Source organism: Rhodocytophaga rosea, from assembly GCF_010119975.1.
Taxonomy (GTDB): domain Bacteria; phylum Bacteroidota; class Bacteroidia; order Cytophagales; family 172606-1; genus Rhodocytophaga; species Rhodocytophaga rosea.
The window spans coordinates 6,054,984-6,073,120 of sequence record NZ_CP048222.1; the positions used below are offsets into that span (position 1 = coordinate 6,054,984).

Annotated in this window: 14 protein-coding genes; 5 read left to right on the forward strand and 9 right to left on the reverse strand. The window is 39.1% G+C overall.

The features are described 5' to 3' along the window. Positions 1 to 292 precede the first annotated feature (292 nt). Complete coding sequence (locus GXP67_RS25095) at positions 293 to 853, forward strand: hypothetical protein (RefSeq protein WP_162445663.1); 561 nt, start codon at positions 293 to 295, stop codon at positions 851 to 853. Positions 854 to 1,419: 566 nt separating this feature from the next. On the opposite strand, the gene GXP67_RS25100 is transcribed toward GXP67_RS25095, so the two are convergent. The 4 genes from GXP67_RS25100 to GXP67_RS25115 all read right to left on the reverse strand — a co-directional run bounded on the left by GXP67_RS25100 (position 1,420) and on the right by GXP67_RS25115 (position 5,516). Continuing rightward, positions 1,420 to 1,665, reverse strand: coding sequence for a hypothetical protein (locus tag GXP67_RS25100; RefSeq protein ID WP_162445664.1), 246 nt, complete (start codon positions 1,663 to 1,665; stop codon positions 1,420 to 1,422). Between the two features lie 391 nt (positions 1,666 to 2,056). Further along, complete coding sequence (locus tag GXP67_RS25105; protein ID WP_162445665.1) at positions 2,057 to 2,347, reverse strand: SH3 domain-containing protein; 291 nt, start codon at positions 2,345 to 2,347, stop codon at positions 2,057 to 2,059. A 786-nt stretch (positions 2,348 to 3,133) separates the two neighbouring features. Next, a complete protein-coding gene (locus GXP67_RS25110) occupies positions 3,134 to 3,304 on the reverse strand; it encodes a hypothetical protein (protein ID WP_162445666.1) in 171 nt (56 codons plus the stop codon). Positions 3,305 to 3,596: 292 nt separating this feature from the next. After that, positions 3,597 to 5,516: a RecQ family ATP-dependent DNA helicase gene (locus GXP67_RS25115; RefSeq protein ID WP_162445667.1), complete on the reverse strand. Its 1,920-nt coding sequence runs from the start codon at positions 5,514 to 5,516 to the stop codon at positions 3,597 to 3,599. Positions 5,517 to 5,611: 95 nt separating this feature from the next. Between GXP67_RS25115 and GXP67_RS25120 the strand changes: the two genes are divergently transcribed. Then, entirely contained in the window at positions 5,612 to 6,406 is a 795-nt protein-coding gene (locus GXP67_RS25120; protein ID WP_162445668.1) for an SDR family NAD(P)-dependent oxidoreductase, read from the forward strand. Positions 6,407 to 6,461: 55 nt separating this feature from the next. Here GXP67_RS25120 and GXP67_RS25125 read toward each other — a convergent pair whose 3' ends face one another. After that, positions 6,462 to 7,649: a phosphoglycerate kinase gene (locus GXP67_RS25125; RefSeq protein ID WP_162445669.1), complete on the reverse strand. Its 1,188-nt coding sequence runs from the start codon at positions 7,647 to 7,649 to the stop codon at positions 6,462 to 6,464. Between the two features lie 130 nt (positions 7,650 to 7,779). Continuing rightward, positions 7,780 to 8,736, reverse strand: coding sequence for an L-threonylcarbamoyladenylate synthase (locus GXP67_RS25130; protein WP_162445670.1), 957 nt, complete (start codon positions 8,734 to 8,736; stop codon positions 7,780 to 7,782). Positions 8,737 to 9,003: 267 nt separating this feature from the next. Here GXP67_RS25130 and GXP67_RS25135 point away from each other — a divergent pair, with 267 nt between their 5' ends. The 3 genes from GXP67_RS25135 to GXP67_RS25145 all read left to right on the forward strand — a co-directional run bounded on the left by GXP67_RS25135 (position 9,004) and on the right by GXP67_RS25145 (position 11,820). Then, on the forward strand, positions 9,004 to 10,995 hold the full coding sequence (locus GXP67_RS25135) for a sensor histidine kinase (protein WP_162445671.1): 1,992 nt from the start codon (positions 9,004 to 9,006) through the stop codon (positions 10,993 to 10,995). Between the two features lie 132 nt (positions 10,996 to 11,127). Continuing rightward, complete coding sequence (locus GXP67_RS25140) at positions 11,128 to 11,388, forward strand: type II toxin-antitoxin system HicA family toxin (protein ID WP_162445672.1); 261 nt, start codon at positions 11,128 to 11,130, stop codon at positions 11,386 to 11,388. A 15-nt stretch (positions 11,389 to 11,403) separates the two neighbouring features. Further along, positions 11,404 to 11,820 (forward strand): hypothetical protein, encoded by a 417-nt coding sequence (locus GXP67_RS25145; RefSeq protein WP_162445673.1) that lies wholly within the window; start codon positions 11,404 to 11,406, stop codon positions 11,818 to 11,820. 43 nt (positions 11,821 to 11,863) lie between these two features. On the opposite strand, the gene GXP67_RS25150 is transcribed toward GXP67_RS25145, so the two are convergent. The 3 genes from GXP67_RS25150 to GXP67_RS25160 all read right to left on the reverse strand — a co-directional run bounded on the left by GXP67_RS25150 (position 11,864) and on the right by GXP67_RS25160 (position 18,065). Beyond that, the gene (locus tag GXP67_RS25150) at positions 11,864 to 12,913 is read right to left on the reverse strand and encodes an endonuclease/exonuclease/phosphatase family protein (protein ID WP_162445674.1); all 1,050 of its coding nucleotides are present in this window, start codon (positions 12,911 to 12,913) and stop codon (positions 11,864 to 11,866) included. Positions 12,914 to 13,037: 124 nt separating this feature from the next. Continuing rightward, positions 13,038 to 15,554 (reverse strand): DUF5686 and carboxypeptidase-like regulatory domain-containing protein, encoded by a 2,517-nt coding sequence (locus GXP67_RS25155; protein WP_232064569.1) that lies wholly within the window; start codon positions 15,552 to 15,554, stop codon positions 13,038 to 13,040. Between the two features lie 195 nt (positions 15,555 to 15,749). Then, the gene (locus GXP67_RS25160; RefSeq protein WP_162445675.1) at positions 15,750 to 18,065 is read right to left on the reverse strand and encodes a CRTAC1 family protein; all 2,316 of its coding nucleotides are present in this window, start codon (positions 18,063 to 18,065) and stop codon (positions 15,750 to 15,752) included. Positions 18,066 to 18,137: the final 72 nt, after the last annotated feature.

The window sequence follows — 18,137 nt, forward strand, 5'->3', positions numbered from 1 at the left end:
CAAGTACTGGTAATAAGTTTCAAATGTATATGAGACTGTATATCCAGGAAGGCAGCAATGAAAAGACCATAGAATGTCAATTTCTGACCGTTTAAATATGGCTCAATTAAAAAAATGTGTAAATGGCAGAAAGTATGAATATGTAAGTCCAGAGTAAAAACAGGCTTTCTTCCGCTTTGTTTCTTCATTTGTTTCTTACTCTCTTAACATATCAGATACTACCCTTTTGCTTACACCTGGGTTTACCAGTCTCTGAAAGATAGACATATATAGGCAACCATTCTTTTGACTTATGTACCTCTATCTAGGCCATACATTAGCAGACAGAATAAAACTGATAGTGAGATACCTGTTATTATTGTGTCTGTTGGCAAGCGACAGTAATCTTAGAAAAAAGTTATTATGGGATGAATTCGAATGGGCTTTTATGCGAGACCTTCCCATACAAATGGCTTCATTTGAGAGAATCAATGAGTTTGATATAGCTTTTCAGCAAGCCGGCACTTATACGGAAGATGCTAATTACGCAGATAAATACATTGTAGGAATATATAGTCCGGTGGGCTTCCGGTTCGAAAGAATCCATTTGCTTTCCAGAGTTAATCCTTTCCTGGAATATTCTCTGGTGAAAACAGTTTCGGACCTGTATCAATCTGATACTACCTACCTGGATGTATTGGCCAGAACCCGGAAAAATCATCTGGAAGCTATCATTTACCGGAAAGTGAAATCAGGAATTGAAACAGAGCCAGATATGCAATTTGTAATGTGGAAAAAAGAGAAAATTCTCATACAAAATAAAGGCTTAAAGATCAGATTGGTCGAAAGGTGGAATAGAGAAATGTTTAATTAATAATAACCTCAATGGTAATACATTGTAAGTGCTTATTACAATTGCTCAATCAGTAAATATATGACATCCCGTTCTAATATTTCCTGTTTCGATTTATTCATATTTACCCGCTTTTTTTTTTATTTATCTGCCTCCTGATTGTTTTATCAAAATATGGAGGTGGATGATTACTTTCTTCAATGGAGAAATGAATCTCTACAAGCAAAGTAGATATTTTAAAGCTTATTAATGAAAATTCTCCTATCAGAAACCTGCAAAATACTCTTTATAAGTTTGTGTATGGTAGAAATATATAGGCTGCATTTTGTACAAAAACTATCTGTAAAGAATACGTCAAAATTGATAAGGAATAATTGATAACCGGGCTGTTCTGATTATATATTTATTTGGGGAGGTTCTATTAATGGTAAGCCTGATACCCATTGGCTCAGTCTTTACAACTGCATTATTTATATTTGAATACTGAATCTTTGGTTGTTCAAAGTGCTTAAAAATAATCGCCCTGCTTGATGCGTACAAAAGCAGGGCAGAGTTTATTGAAAATGAAGGTTGATCTTTTGATACAGTTATGATTTCTTAAACAGCACTTTTCCTGCAAGTTCACCCTTCCTGATATTGTCAAATTCGCGTTTAGATTGAACTTTTAATAAAATTAAAAACTTAAATGCCAGCCAGGATAGAACTGCCATTGCTATTACCGCGAAAATACCAGCCAGCCATGCAGCTATTATCTGATCTCCAAAACTATAAATAATCAGCCAAAATAAACTCATAGTAAGAGCAGCTCCAAAAAATTGTAAATAGTTTCTCATAGTCTTTATTCGTCGTAACTTTAATGATGTCTTACATTGAAAAGTAAACCAATGCTTCTGTTTTTGTTATTGTGTTTTTAAATTTTACCTATTTATATAACTCCATATGTAAATTATATAATTAAAGAGCATAGAGTAAATATTAACGGATGAAATCAAGAATCGAGCCGTATATGATATTAGGACTTTTATAAGCTAAATAATTTTTATACGAACAAAATCAAACATACCTGCTTACCTGACATATTAATTTCAGTATTTTCATACCTGAATGGTTGCAGATATTAGCCTTCAGAAAGGTGCAAAATTCCGCTTGGAATACACTATTAATTAGTTGAGGTAATAAATATTAGGGTGGTGTTTAGCCACAGACAATGTAGAATGAGGTATATTATTTGGTAGCTGGCTTCTTTTTTCTTGTGATAGATTCTTCACTCAACGTGTGATTTGTAATATATCCTATGTGTCTTTTTGCATTATATACGTATTCTACCTTTGACCAGGTACGGCTGATTTGTTCAATAATTCTAACTCTTGTTTTTTCTTCAAGTCTTATCATAATGTGAGCAGTAACTTTAGGTTCTTCTCTTAAAAATCCAACAGGAGCGTCTACAAATCTATAAGTTTGGGCATAACTGGATGTAAGCGCAAAGAGTAATCCAAAGAGTAAGAGAACTTTCATATTATGGAGATGTATATAAAACTTATATTTTTCTGTATTAAAATTACATGAGTAAAACTGAAAGATCGGTTAATTTTTAGGGTAAAATTTTAAAAATAAACTACCAAATGAACCATAATAATTATTAAATTAATATTGACTTTACCTACTACGCTTATGAGATTTGCTTTACTGATTTTTCAATTAATGTTTTGTATTATACTCTATATATTCGTGCTTATCGCAATTGCGCTCTATTCTGAGGTTATGGCAGGTCTATTTGCCATGCAAACTATTATTGTTTTTCTGATATACTATATTGTTAACACAGAGAACAAACCTCTATAACCTCTTAATCATTTAAATATTTTTAAATAGAACTCATATTAGAACAGTGTTCTAACCGTATAAAAACCTGGCAATACACATGTTTCTGTTTAAACATAGATCAGGTTATGATGAACATTTTACATACCGCTTGGAGAATATTCCTTACAAATAAGGAAGTCATGCTTGGCATACTCGGGATACAACTTCTTCTCATTATTATAATTGTAGTAATGCTAGCAATAGATGAAGAAGATCCTATTTTGCGACAGTAGTATAGCTATTCTATTTGTACTCTATCGGGTTCAAATTCAAAATTTTACAGATTATTTTTAAGCTTCGGTCGCAATACTTAATGATTCAATATATAAGAATAAATATGTGTGTTTAAGTGTTATATTTTATGTGTTTTCCTTAGATATATTTAAGAAAACTTGTAAGTTTTGGTTTTATATAGCCTAAATAATAATTATTTTAAATTTATATTAAAATTAAAATAATAAATGCAACAATCAGAAATACAGCAACTAATCCGGCTATTGCACCATACTTAATGGCATTTACATAAGAGTCTTCAATGCTCATCTGATAAGAGGAAAGAGCTGGAAGATTGAATTTGAGCCTCTTTGTCGTAAAAGTTTGCTTTTTCATTGCATGTAAGATTTTACGTTAATACAGCATACATGAAAATGGTAATTTTTGTTTTAAAAAATTATACACTTTATAAAAAATTACATGGGAAGATATGGAGCGCTGTAACCGCTAAAAAGATTTTTATGGAATCCTTCACCCTACAACATAACTAAAAATTAGCTAATTAAATTATGCAATTCAGAGAAGCGTTTTAGATTTATTTATATAGTAATTATGTTGAAAAAAACCGTACCAGATTATAAAAATCAAGGTCTGTAGACATATCTGAAAGGAATATCAGAATAATATTTTATGAATTAGGCTGTACCCGGTAGATATTTCCTTTCGCATTATATCTGATCTCACCTGTATTTGTCATTTCCCGCAAGGTATCTATTAGTGCTTTTTCATCCTTAGGTTTTATCCGGTGGAGAAGTTGCTGCACACTAATTTCCTGGCTGGAAAGTGCTTCCATAATTTGCTTACGGTGCTGGTAATAATAGTCTTTAAAATCTTTTTGCTTTTTCTTCTCAATACAATTATCACAAACACCACATTCCAGTTCAGAAATCTCATCAAAATAAGCCAATAGAAGTAGGGTACGACACCTGTTCTGGTGTGTAACATAATCAATCACAGCGCCAATCTTCTGTAATTCCTGTTGCTTACGTATTTCCAGGTGACGGGCTTGAATTGGAAGATCCTGTGTATTAAACCGGACAGTGGTAAAAGTAAGCTGGGGTTTGTCCTTTTGTTTATCATAAATCAATACCTGAAGCGAATGCAACATCGTCAGCATTTTTTCGATATCCGAACGGCTAGCTTGTAATTGACGGGCAAGTGCTTGCTCGGAAATGATCATAAAGCTGGTGAACAATTCGCCACCATATAGCCGGAGCAGCATTTTTATGAGCGGATCATAACTGGCATTAGCTACCTGGAATTCATACAGTTGTTTTTTATCTATCGTAAAAAATACCTTGGAGGGGCTGAAAAAAGCCTCATTCAATTGAATAAATCCTTCATCTTCCAGGCGTTTTAAGGCATGATAGGTTTCGCCTGCCTGTAGTTTATAGGTTTTACAAAAATCTTCCAGTTCGAAGTTATAATTAGCCAGATAACCACTTCCGGCAGCGATCTGGTAATAATTAGCCAGTGACTGGTATACCCTTCGGATGAAATCAACAGGCGGAAAAGCTTGTTCTACTCTGTGTTTTAAATCTTCCAGGTCACTTTTGTTGAATAACGCTACCGCATATGCTTTTTTTTCATCCCTTCCGGCCCGGCCTGCTTCCTGGTAGTAGGCTTCCAGGCTATCTGGCAGATCCATATGAATAACCGTACGGACATCTGGTTTGTCAATTCCCATTCCAAAGGCGTTAGTGGCAACAATTACCCGGATGTGGTTATTAATCCAGGCATCCTGTTTATAGGAGCGCTGGTCATTGTTTAGGCCGGCATGATAAAAATCGGCAGAGATTCCGGTTTTCAACAGCCATTCAGCCAGTTGTTGTGTGCGCTTGCGGCTTCTGGTATATACTACTGCCGAACCTGGTACATTTTGCAGAATAGTAAGCATCTTCCGCTCTTTATCTTCTTCCTGAAAAGCAGAATAAGATAAATTTTCCCTGGCAAAACTTTTCTGATAAACTTTTGGCTGGCGGAAAGCTAACTTATCCAGTATGTCTGCTTTTACCTCTTTGGTGGCTGTTGCAGTAAGAGCTATTACTGGAATCTGCGGCAAAATGTCCCGTAATTTAATAATTTCCAGGTAAGGTGGCCTGAAATCGTAACCCCATTGAGATATGCAATGTGCCTCATCTATTGCCAGTAAGCTTACCTTCATGCGTTTTACCCGTTCGATAAAAAGCTCTGTTTGTATACGCTCCGGGGAAACATACAGGAATTTGTAATGATTAAATACACAATTGTCCAGAATAATATCTATTTCCCTTCGGGTAAGTCCAGAATACAAGGCAACAGCCGGAATATTTCTTTTCTTTAATTGCTCTACCTGGTCTTTCATGAGAGCAATCAAGGGAGAAATCACAATACAAATGCCTTCTACAGCCAAAGCAGGTACCTGAAAACAAATAGATTTTCCGCCGCCAGTAGGCAGTAAGGCCAGGGTATCCTGCTTAAGCAGTACCGACTGGATGATATCTTCCTGTAAAGGGCGGAAGGCATTATAACCCCAGTACCTTTTTAAAATATCATGTATCTGGCTCATGTAAAAATATTGGGTTGCTGGTAAAAATAATTAAAAAAAAGTGGAATAATGGTGAATCTTCCCTTAGATTAGGCCGCTTTATTGCCAATTATATTATGAAACGATTTTCTCAACAGAATGTACTGGTTACTGGTGCCGGCACTGGCATTGGTTTTGGAATATGCCGCAGTTTTGCTCTGGAAGGAGCCACGGTTGCCTTAAATGATAAAGATGAAAACCTGGCCAGACAAGCGGCTTCAACAATCAATAAAGAAATAGGTACCGATAGTGTTTATCCATATGGTTGTAATGTGGCCGATATAGTGCAGGTACGGGAAATGGTAAAGGATTTTACCGGAAAAGTAGGCGGATTACATATTGCAGTAATAAATGCAGGTATCACTAATTACGGACCTTTTCTCACGTACACACCAGAAGCTTTCGATACGCTGACCAGTGTAAACCTGAGAGGTTCTTATTTTACAGCCCAGGCAGCTGCTTTGTCCATGATTGAGCATAAACATGCAGGCAGAATTATTCTGATGTCTTCCGTAACTGGCTTGCAGGCACACATCAATTTAAGCGCCTATGGCATGACTAAGGCTGCCCTGCGTTTGATGGCCAAAGCATTGGCGCTGGAACTTGGATCATACCAGATCACTGTAAATGCCATTGGTGCCGGAGCTACCATCACGGAACGCACCCTCTCTGATGACCCGGATTATGAACGGAACTGGAATAGTGTAGCTCCCAATGGACGAACCGGTTATGTAGAAGATATTGCCAATACAGCTCTTTTTCTTGCATCTGCTGAAGCCCGCCATATTACCGGAGATACCATTATGGTAGACGGTGGCTGGACGGTATATAGCCCAGTTCCTTCCCAGCACCCGACAGAGCAGCATAAATAAAAATTGCCACACTTTAAAGTGTGGCAATGTAGAAAGGGCTTTAGGTCAATATAGTCTAAACTTCCAGTGCTTTTACACCTGGCAATTCTTTGCCCTCCATGTATTCCAGCAAAGCACCGCCACCTGTAGACACATAGGATACTCTTTCGCCAAAGCCGAGATTATTTACCGCTGCTGCTGAATCACCGCCGCCGATCAGAGAGAACGCACCTTTTTCGGTAGCTTTTACCACAGCTTCAGCCACAGCAATGGTACCTTTGGCAAAATTGGGCATTTCAAACACACCCATGGGCCCGTTCCAGAGAATGGTTTTTGAGTTTTCAATTACTTTGATGAAATCCTGACGGGCTTTTTCTCCGATATCCAGACCCATCCATCCATCCGGAATGTTCTTGTTATCAGTGGTTTTGGTTTGCGCTTCATTCTTAAACCCATCTGCCACGACAGAATCCTGTGGCAATAGCAGGTTTATGCCTTTTTGTTTGGCTTTTTCAATTAATTCTTTGGCTAACTCTACTTTATCAGCTTCCAGAAGCGAGTTTCCAATATTTCCTCCTAAAGCCTTAAAAAATGTATAAGACATACCACCGCCAATAATCAGGTTATCTACTTTATCCAGCAAGCGTTCGATGATGAGGATTTTATCGGAAATTTTAGCACCGCCCATAATAGCTGTGAAAGGTCTTTCTGCATTGTCAAGCACTTTTTTGGCATTATCCAGCTCGGCCTGCATTACATATCCTGCTACTTTATCTTTGAAAAACTGTGCAATAACTGCTGTGGAGGCATGTGCCCGGTGAGCTGTACCAAAAGCATCATTTACATATACATCACCCAGCGCAGCTAATTTTTTTGAAAATTCAACATCTCCTTTCTCCTCTTCTTTATAAAAACGCAGGTTTTCCAGTAACAGAATTTCTCCAGGTTTCAGACTTTGTGCTTTTTGCCTGGCTTGCTCACCAATACAATCATCTGCAAATTTTACCTGTGTCTTGAAGGTTTCAGACAGGTATTCTACCAGGTGTTTGAGCGAAAATTCTTCCGTAGGACCACTTTTGGGCCGGCCTAAGTGTGACATCAGGATAACTGAACCACCATCTTTTAAAATCTTATTAATCGTAGGAATAGTCGCTTTTAGCCTGGTATCATCTGTGATCTGGAAATTATTATCGAGTGGAACATTAAAATCCACCCGGATCAGAGCCTTTTTTCCTGCAAAGTTATAATTGTCTACTGTTTTCATAAAGTATAAGGTTGTAAGGTTGTGTACAATGAATGTGTTAAGATCATATGAGAGACACTAAGCCAGAACCATCCATTTTCCGGCGGCTATTTATAAAAATCATTTCAAAATTCAAAAGCCATTTTCTGTATTATTTCGCAGCTGCCCTCCGGATACGGTCATTAATTGCGCGGCCAAGTTCCAGTTCTGGCAACAATTCTGCAAAAATGGCTTGTATGGGTAATGCATCCAATTTTCTGAGACCAGAGAAAAGATTCCGGGCCGCTTCTGCAAAATCTCCTGCTGCTGATAAAATAATTTGATTTTTTGCCGGAATACTTTCTATTTGACTTTTGAAGGCAAGCACACCGATTTTTTCAGGCTTGAATTGGGCAAGTAAACCCGGCAGGTCTTCTGTATAAAGGGGCTTTCTGGGTGCATAGTGACTCATCAGCATGCCTGGTGCCTGTGGGTTAGACGTAGAATGAGATTGAACTTCTACCTTGCCGATTACTCTTTCAATATCTTCCAGGCTAATGCCTCCCAGGCGATATACTAGTGCCTCTTCGTCGAGGAAACCAACAATAGTAGATTCTATACCAATTTCTGCGCTTCCACCATCCAGAATATAAGGGATACACTCTCCCAGTTGTGCCTGCACGTGGGCGGCCTGTGTAGGACTGATATAACCAAAAGGGTTTGCACTGGGAGCAGCCAGGGGAAAATCCAGTATTTCCAGCAATTGCCTGGTTAATGGATGATCTGGAATTCTGACACCTACTGTATCCATACCGGAAGTAACCAGGTCGGAAATATGGCTGGTTCTGGGCAATACTAGAGTTAATGGTCCGGGCCAGAAGGCAGAAGCTAGCTGTACAGCTTTTTCCGGGAAATAGCTGACAAAGGTTTTAAGCTTATCGAGGCTATTTGTATGTACAATAAGCGGATCAAAAGTAGGGCGGTTTTTTACCTGGAATATCTTAGCAACGGCTTTATCATCGAATGCATTGCCTGCCAATCCATATACGGTTTCCGTAGGGATAGCTACCACCTGGGATTGTTCCAGAAAAATTTTGGCTTGCAGAATATCTTTGCCAATAAGGGCCATAAACAATTATTGAATCGACAAATTTAAGCGAATACTTTTGAAGAAATAGTTTTTATTAACGCTTTTCCGGTGAATTATGGCCAAAACAGAAAGTGAGCTTGCCCAAATAAAGTGTATGCGCTGTTTTCTGATTTTTTATCCTCAGGTATTTTTATGATCATACCAAATAGTAATGAATCGGTTTTATCTGAAACAGCTCATTCATTGGAGATTAGCTCCAAAAGCCATTATAGCGAATTAAATTAATATGCTTATATTGAATCGTATATGAAAGCCAGCTTCCTGAATTTTTGGTTAATAATTTTGTGTCTGACCGCTGCATGTCGCTCAAATGATTCTTTCCAGAAGCCACCTATAGCCATCAAAGGTATACTGGACCTGCGTACCTGGGATTTTGCCCGGCAAGGGTCGCTTACACTGGATGGTGAATGGGAGTTTTACTGGAAAAAGCTATATACCCCTGTAGATTTCCTGCAAGCCCATACAGATTCGGTACATTGGGTGCAGGTACCCAAATCATGGAATGCGTATCAGTTAAATAACAAAGATATTACCGGCGAAGGGTTTGCTACCTACCGGTTACGAATGGTGTTGAATAAACCTTCTTCAGGTAATTTTTCAATACGTGTACCATTAACCTATACAGCATCCAGAATGTGGGTAAATGGCCGGCTAATGTATGAATCGGGAACGGTCAGCGAAGAATATTCTACAACGCTGCCGCAGTATAAACCGGAAATAATTGATTTTATACCGGATCAGGAGCAAGTTGAACTTGTAATTCAGGTTTCTAACTTTCATTACAGCGATGGAGGACTCAGGCAGCCTATACAAGTGGGACTTGAATCCGACATTAGAGACAGGCGGTTGAAAGCAATTGCCGCAGAATTCTGGTTAGAGGGGAGTATTTTAATTATGGCCTTTTATCACCTGGGTCTTTTTCTTATCCGCAAACGTGATCTTTCTACACTCTGGTTCAGTATTTTTTGTATGCTGGTGGCCCTGCGTATTTTTATAACCGGTGAGTACACGATTAATCTGTTTTTTGGACCGAACTGGTGGTTTTTGATCCGGGTGGAGTATCTTACTTTTTTTCTGGGTACAGCTGCATTTACTTTATTCCTTTACACTGTTTTTGAAGCAGTATTTAGTAAGCAAGTGGTTCGTGTGGTGTGTGGAGTAGTGGCTTTATTTACCCTGATGGTGCTGTTTTCTTCACCAATATTTTTTTCATCGATGCTTATCCACTTTCAACTGTTTACGGTGCTGATTGCTATCTATGGATTTTATGTGATCATCGGGGCTTGTGTATTTCATCTGGAAGGGAGTTATGCATTTCTGCTGGGATACCTGGTTTTTATTGCCACTTTTTTTAATGACCTGCTGTATTCTCACAAAATTGTTCATACCGGCTATTACATTTCACTTGGACTCTTTGTGTTCATTTTCTCACAGGCTTTTCTGCTGACCAGGCGCTTTTCTATTGCATTTGCTGAGCTGGAAAAGGCCAATCAAAAACTGTCGGAAGCTAATATCCTTACCAAAGAGCAGAATGAAAACTTATGGCAGTTAAATGCCGAACTGGATAGCTTTGTATATCGTACCTCTCACGATTTACGTGCGCCAATTGCCTCGGTAATGGGACTGATTAATATTGCAAAACAAGAAAATGATCTCACGCAGATCAGGTATTATTTGTCTCTCAAAGAAAAATCGCTTAAAAAGCTGGATGGCGTAATCCGGGATATTATTGATTATTCCAAAAATAAGAGCCTGGATCTGGAAATTACCCCAATTGATTTTGAAACCCAGGTGGCAGAAGTCTTTGCTAACCATGATTATATGGAGAATGCTGGCCGGATTCATAAAAGTATAGAATCTATGGGGCAGGATGTATTTTATAGCGACTCCAGGCGGATAGATATTATTCTCAACAACCTTATTTCTAATGCCATCCGCTACTTTAATCCTTATCAGGAACAGCCATTCATTAAAATAAAAGTGACCACAGATGCTAAGAAGGCGCAAATTGAAGTGAGCGATAATGGATTGGGAATTGCTAAAGAATACCAGAACAAAATTTTTGATATGTTTTTCCGGGTAAGTAACCATGGAGGCGGTTCGGGAATGGGATTGTATGTGGTAAAAGAAACGATTTATAAACTTGGAGGCGAAATAGCTATAGAATCGGAAGCAAACAAGGGAACAATATTTAGGGTTACACTGCCTAATGTGAAACCGCCTGATAGTATTTCATAAAGTATTCAGTGAATGTCTTATTTATACTATTTTCTTAACTATTCTAAAATGACACTTGGATAATAAAAATATTACCTTTTGCTTGTTTGATTGGTAATAATTTTATTACCTTTGGTTATAAATTTTAACCTTATGAAAGCCACAGTTCTTATTCAATACCTGCAGCAAAACGGCTGGCAGGAAATTCGTCAGCAAGGGATACACCACATTTTACAGCATCCTACTCATCCTAACCTTATATCCGTGCCAGATTTAGGCGAACAATTTTTAAGCCCCGAAATGATTAACGATATTACCCGTGAGGCAGGTTTAACAGGAAGAGTATTTAAAATCCGGTGGAGCCCGGCAGGCATGCTGCAGCTAATCAAAAATTTAATGGGTTTAACCAGATAAATGGATTGTCTGCGTATGGAAAAACTCACCACATTACCTGTTTTAATAGACTGGGAAGAAAATAAATTTGTAGCGCAGGTAAAAGCGCCTGGGTTTTTGTTTACTACGGCGGGTGATTCTGTTCCCAAAGTGCTGGAAAACCTGCAAAATCTGATTGCTGATTATCTGGCACACGAAGGTGCAATGTCTGAACATTGGCAAGGAATCATAGTTTCAGATATCTCTTTTGAATGTACCTATAACTTAGCCGCTTTTTTTGAACACTATAAAGAGTTAAAAATTTCGGCCATTGCAAACCGGGCCGGAATCAATGCTAATTTGTTGCAGCAATACGTTTCAGGCAATAAACGGGCATCTGAAAGTCAGGCTAAAAAGATTGAGGCTGCTATTCATCTCTTAGCGAGTGAACTTAAACAAATAGCTTTGTCGTAAGTAATTAGAGACTCATACAAGATACTTGCCCTGAATATATTTATCAGCTTTCCATTCCTTTTTCGATAAGTTCGGCTGCTTCTTTTTTATCCTCATGATCGGCTTTTTTTGGTTGCTGTTCATGTTTTTCTTCAGGTTTATATACCAGCTCAATCAAAATTGGGAAATGGTCGGAGCCAAATTTTGGCAGCCGTTCAAGTTTCGACAATTTAAACCGGGGATCGTAAAAAACATGGTCCAGAGGATAGCGGAAAAAAGGCACAAATACATTGTATGTATTGAAGAATCCTCTGCCGATCCTGGGGTCAAGTAATCCACTGATGCGCTCAAAAAGCTTCGTCGTATGCGACCAGCCCACATCATTCAAATCTCCGGCAACAATACTTGCCCGTTTTGACTCTTTTACCGATTTACCCACCACTAAAAGTTCGGCTTCACGTTTATCAGTATCTGAGCCAATGGTAGGAGGCTGGGGATGTACACCGCAAAATTCTATTTCCTCCCCGGAACGTAATTTTAAGATGGTATGAATAGATGGAATATCACTTTCCAGCAGAAACTGCACATTGGCTTTTATAAACTCCAGTTTAGAAAACAGCATCATACCATAGGTGTTCTCCAGGGGCTTTTTTACAGAATAAGGATAGTCTTTATCCAGTTCAGACAGATGCTCTGCCCACCAGTTATTAGGTTCATTTACCAGCAGCATATCTGGTTTGTTTTGCTTTACAATCTCCAGAAATTTTCCAGTATTCTTATTGCTCATCTTTATATTGGAGATCATCAGCCGGATTGTATTTTCCGGATCAGGCTCTGTGCAACGTTTGGCAGGTTTGGGAGAGAGAAAGGTAAAAGGATAAATATACCGGGCTTGTAGTATCCAGCAGCCTATTAAAGCAACTACAAATACATATTCAAGGGATGACTCAAGGCGATACGTAATCAGATAAAGCAGGAGTATTGCCGTAATGATTATCGCTATTTGAAACCGGGGAAAGTCAAGTATTCTGATCCACCATTTTGTAGTACGGATCATGGGAAGAAATGTAAACGCAATCATCAGGCACCCAGCGATTTCCAGAGCAAGTTTCATTGTTATATTCAGTTTACTGCATGTTTAAATTATACGAAATAGTACTAAAATAAATTTGATTAGTGCAAAAATAAAGCAATAAAAAATTTCCCTTTTGAGTTGCTAACTATAAAGGTAAAAGGGCTTATAATTTAAATTGGGTAGAGACTTTTACCCCAAAAGTACGTATACCAGGCCTGTCTTTATAAGTAAGCCTGTGTATAGCATCTATACGTATAAATTTGAAAATGTTTTCAATTCCGTAACCCACTTCTACATAAGGTATATTTCCCAGTGAGCTAAAATTGTCATCAACCGGATTTCCATCCGGATCAGTAGTAGGGTATAGGGTCCTATTTTCGTTCCGCAGGCTGCCATAGAGTACATTGGCTGTAGCCACAAACCGCCACTTCAATTTTCGCATTAATGGAATACGGTTGAAAAACAATCCTTCAAAGTTATGCTGGTAATTCAATGAAGCATACTTATCACTGACAAACTCAAAGTAATTCATCAGGTTGAAAGACTGGGAATTATAAAAAAAAGTCTGGTTGCCGAGGTGGGTACGTAGAAGGGGATAGGGGAGCCGGGAAGGAATATATCCGGCATTAATGATATAGGTGGAGCGGCCCAGGTATCCAAGTCTAAGATTCTGGGTAGCCATGATGTTAAATTTCTGATAATCAAAATCACCTCCTAATACACCTTTCAATCCTAAAGTATATTGCAGGGTAATAACAGGCTTGGTTGTACCCAGGCTGATTCGTTCATTGTCGTTTTGCAGAAATAGTTCATCTTTAGTAAACCTGGACTCAATGATAATTTCTGAACTCTTGTAACTGCGTAAAATGGGGGAATTGTCTGTATCTTCCGGTTGCTTGTAAAAAGCAAAATCAAACAAGGGATCAAAGTGCTGCTGATGTAATTTAATCCGCTGGGTAAAACCTTTCCGTACATCCGTTTGTGCGTACAGGGTGTTTTCTGTATAAATAAATGGCCGCCTGAGCGTTCCAAATCTGGAAGATGCGAGGAATAGCGTATTATCATAAATATCTTCTGTAAGCAAGCCTACCTGTTCCAGGTCTGAGGTCCGTTTGAGGCCAATAAAACTCCAGGGCTTACGCGATAAAATATGCTGCACTTCTGCACTGTATTTGAGCCTGGTATCTTTGGTACCATAGGCAGCATAGGCTTTAATTACCCACTTTTTACTAAAATCAATATTGGTTTTAAATCCCAGCCGAATCCGGTGCCCTTCTACTTCATTAAAGTTATACGCCAGTACATACGGGCCTATATCTACTTTTCCTACCTTTTTATAGCCATTTACCACAATATTTACAATCTCGATGTATGACTTTACGACCGGCATATTGCGGATAGAATCGATCATGACATATACATTTTGTTCCGTAGGAGTAAGTGAATCGTGGCGGTTGGTTTCCCAATAGCCTTTTTCAGCCATTCTCGAATCTTCTTCTACTTCCAGTGGAACTTCATAAAACTTGAGGTCATGTGGCTGGTTGATTTTAAAGTTTTTATTGGAAGTGTAAAACTTTGCCAGCATACCAGGTGTCTGGTCTTTAATTTCTGCAATATCTATCAATACCCTGGTACGTACCGGGAGCCATGCCTGCGAAATAGTGGGAGCGAGTTCCTGCTGTATTTTTATTTTTTCTACAAAATTCAGGTTGGCTCCTTTTCCAATGCTGACATCAATCTGCTTGAGCGCATAACTTTTACTGTCGATCCAGATGGTTCCAGTAAATGCCAGGTCTTGCACCCGTTTGGGGGTAATATCCATGCGATAGCACCAGTGTTCGCCTACATACAGGCTATCTACCAGAATATATTCGTAATAGGTTTTCCATCCGTCGGCAATGGGAGAAACAAAGTCTTTTTCTACAATATTGAGCCAGTTATTATAAAAATTATATTCCTGAAAACTCGAGCCGATGAGCTGCGAAACGAGACTTCCATCTTGTATACCAATGCCTGTAAGTTTGGTTTTGAGAATGTGTTCCCGCTTTTTCTGGGGCGTCTGGCGGTAATAATAGTTGGAAATAGATTCTGAAATGAATATAGGTAAAATAGGTTTTCCATCTTCCCCAGCGATACGTTCGATACTATCCATAACAGAAGTGATCTGCTGCATAAATTTGCGCTGCCGGAATTTTTCAGAAATCTGGTCAATATCAAGTTCTATTTTGTTATAGCTTTCAAATTCATAGGCGGTCAATGACTTTTTATCATTGATATCTTTATTTTTAATTACGTTCCGCATGATAGGGAAAGCCGGATTTTCTCCGGCATATACAACTACTTCATCGAGTTTAACATTGTCGGTGGATAGCTGAAAGTCAATGGTCTGGTTTGCCTGTGTTTTACTTACAGATTTTGCCCGGGTGATGTATCCAATATATGAAGCCAGCAGGGAGTCGGATGGAACCTTGGAAACGGAAATAGTATAATACCCATCAAAATCGGTGGTGATACCAGTGGTTGTACTTTTAAAATATACGTTTACAAAAGGCATAGCATCTCCTGTTTCCGCATCTGTTACCCTTCCCTTGATCTGAATGTTCTGGGCAAACAAACTCAATGGGAATAGCAATAATCCAATAAAAAATAGTAGCTGATTTATAAGTGTATGAAGCTTCACAATAAAGTGCAAATTACTTATGTAAATATAAGGTATGAACGGAAATTCAGCAGTAAATTTTACTCAAACGGTATTTTTTGCGGCTGAAACGGGTGTATGTTTTAGTGATAAGTATTCAATGGTTAAAATAGTTTCAACCTCAGAAAACTATTCCTTTACACCTGATGTAAGTCCGGAAATTTTATAGTTTCCGCTTCATGTACGGATAATACAGAACTTTGGATGTATAAAATGAAACCAATCAATGGGTATGGGATTGTGAAGCAGAAAACCTGCTGAGGTGGCAAATTTAAATGCTTGTAAATTCAGTTGTTTGAAGCCTTTTTTCTTTTCTTCAATTACAATAAACTGATTGGCAGCTATGTTTTCCAGTACTTGTGTAGTTTTGGAAGAAGGCCAGGTGACCTCAATTTTCCTGATCGTATCTGCTGTACCTAATCCGATCTGAGCACGCAGGGGAGAACAGCCAAAACTTCCGCCTGAATTCAAATCCCGGTGGATAGTGCGTGTTTTTCCATTGTTTTGGAGGGTAAGTTTAATCCGGCCACCAATTCCGGCAGCATTGGAAGTAGTACCTTTGAGCTGAATGGTAATCCAGTTATTGGTATTCTGGTAAGGATTTTCAAACAGTGCATTGCGGAAAATATCTCCTTCATAGGCTCCTCCCATTACCGCATAAATATCCTGGTCGCCATCGTTATCCAGATCGGCAAAGGAAACAGCATGCCCTTTCTGCAAGTGTCCGAACCCTCCGGCTGTGGTTACATCCTGAAATTTTGTGCCATTTTGATTTCGGAAAGCTTTATTGGGAATAATAGAAGCAAAATTCACTTCTCCGGTAGCCAGGTACATATCCAGAAAACCGTCGTTGTCAAAATCGCCAAAATTCGCACCCATGGCATAGGTTATCTTCTTTAAACCGACCTGCTCAGATACGTCTGAAAACGTTCCATCAGCATTGTTGTGGTACAGCCTGGCAGTTTCTGCACCAAAAGGCAAACCCAGGTATTCTGCTGCCACATCTTTGGTAATACTTTCCCAGAACACACTCCGTTGGAAGCCAGCTACAAACAAATCCAGCCAGCCATCATTGTCATAATCCCAGAACCAGGTAGGAAAAGAGGAAATATTCTCACCCAAACCTGCAGCCTGACTCACATTCACAAACTGCGGAATACTATCACGACTTAAACCAGTATTCTTGAATAAAATATTTGGGTTGCGGTCGTCGAGGGCAGAAAGATACAGGTCTGGCCAGCCATCATTGTCATAATCCCCGGCAGTAACTCCTTTTACATAATATAGTTCTCCATCTGTGCTTACTTGTACTCCAGCCCGTTTGGCTACTTCAGTGAAAGTTCCGTCCCGATTGTTTAAGAATAATTCGCAGGGATGAATATTGTCTTCTCCGGAGCTTTCGTTGCCAATAAACAGATCTACCCAGCCATCTTTATTAAAATCCTGCCAGACACCTGTTTGGGTGGGATGAAAAGAAAGAATACCGGCCTCTTCTGTCACATCAGTGAAAGTGCCATTGCCATTGTTGCGGAGCAGGGAATTTGGGTGTTTTCCCAAGGTTTCAAGCCAGGCACCTCTCAATACGAATACATCTGTAAATCCATCGTTATTATAATCAGCCTGCACCATATTCAAGCCTCCGGTAATGCCGGTAAGTCCGGCTTCCTTTGTTTTTTCTGAGAAGGTGCCATTGCGGTTATTGATAAAGAGCCGCATCTGATGACTAGCTGCCCAGCTGGTAATCAGAATATCCAGGTAATGATCACCATTAAAATCATCTACCACACTTCCGCCAGCCAGCCGGTTATCATCCAGGCCAAGGTTTGGGGCAATCTCCTGAAAGGACTGGAGCGGATATTCTGAGGCAAAAGCTTTGGGCGGAATCAGCCAGCGTTCCGGAACTTTTGTTGGGTATTCGCCGAGGGTCATATAGGCAACATTAAGTAGCCAGCGGCTGCTATAATCATGGCTGTTATTTTCGAGGATTTTCTGGTAAAGTTCTGTTGCCTTTCTGGAACCTTCCGGTAATTGATGAAAACCAGCCGGGGCAATCGGTATAATGCAGGAAGCAGAAGTATGGTTTGTAATGCAATTTTGCTGTTCGCCTAGCCGCAGGTAGGATAAGGCAAGGAGGGTAGTAAGCTGTTCTTCCTGATGAGGTTCAAGACCTTCTACGAATCGGTTTTTGTCACGGATCTGTAACAGTTCTTCCAGAATTTGGATGGATTGTTCGGTTTTTCCACCAAACAAACAAGATTCTGCCTGTAAAAACCTGAATTTATTCCGTTCCAAGGGAGAAGAAACTTTATATAAGCTATCGAAATGTGCTATTCTGGTTTTGCTGGCATATATATTAGCAGGCACATAAAATGATTCTCTGGCTGTTTGTTCCAGCAGTGCTACCATGCCTGATTTTTCCTGCTGTTTAACTCCGGGCTTGCAGGTACTGAAGAGAATTCCTAAGCAGATAATGAGATAGTGGGATAAGCGCATAGCAACTACTAGTTACAAAAATAAAAAGCTCTTTCAAATGAAAGAGCCCTTTACAGTTTACGACAAATAAAT

What these genes read in the sequence shown, in the direction of transcription:
- GXP67_RS25095 (WP_162445663.1), top strand. Translation starts at nt 293, where the DNA reads ATGTACCTCTATCTAGGCCATACATTAGCAGACAGAATAAAACTGATA.
- GXP67_RS25100 (WP_162445664.1), bottom strand. Translation starts at nt 1,665, where the DNA reads ATGAGAAACTATTTACAATTTTTTGGAGCTGCTCTTACTATGAGTTTA.
- GXP67_RS25105 (WP_162445665.1), bottom strand. Translation starts at nt 2,347, where the DNA reads ATGAAAGTTCTCTTACTCTTTGGATTACTCTTTGCGCTTACATCCAGT.
- GXP67_RS25110 (WP_162445666.1), bottom strand. Translation starts at nt 3,304, where the DNA reads ATGAAAAAGCAAACTTTTACGACAAAGAGGCTCAAATTCAATCTTCCA.
- GXP67_RS25115 (WP_162445667.1), bottom strand. Translation starts at nt 5,516, where the DNA reads ATGAGCCAGATACATGATATTTTAAAAAGGTACTGGGGTTATAATGCC.
- GXP67_RS25120 (WP_162445668.1), top strand. Translation starts at nt 5,612, where the DNA reads ATGAAACGATTTTCTCAACAGAATGTACTGGTTACTGGTGCCGGCACT.
- GXP67_RS25125 (WP_162445669.1), bottom strand. Translation starts at nt 7,649, where the DNA reads ATGAAAACAGTAGACAATTATAACTTTGCAGGAAAAAAGGCTCTGATC.
- GXP67_RS25130 (WP_162445670.1), bottom strand. Translation starts at nt 8,736, where the DNA reads ATGGCCCTTATTGGCAAAGATATTCTGCAAGCCAAAATTTTTCTGGAA.
- GXP67_RS25135 (WP_162445671.1), top strand. Translation starts at nt 9,004, where the DNA reads ATGAAAGCCAGCTTCCTGAATTTTTGGTTAATAATTTTGTGTCTGACC.
- GXP67_RS25140 (WP_162445672.1), top strand. Translation starts at nt 11,128, where the DNA reads ATGAAAGCCACAGTTCTTATTCAATACCTGCAGCAAAACGGCTGGCAG.
- GXP67_RS25145 (WP_162445673.1), top strand. Translation starts at nt 11,404, where the DNA reads ATGGAAAAACTCACCACATTACCTGTTTTAATAGACTGGGAAGAAAAT.
- GXP67_RS25150 (WP_162445674.1), bottom strand. Translation starts at nt 12,913, where the DNA reads ATGAAACTTGCTCTGGAAATCGCTGGGTGCCTGATGATTGCGTTTACA.
- GXP67_RS25160 (WP_162445675.1), bottom strand. Translation starts at nt 18,065, where the DNA reads ATGCGCTTATCCCACTATCTCATTATCTGCTTAGGAATTCTCTTCAGT.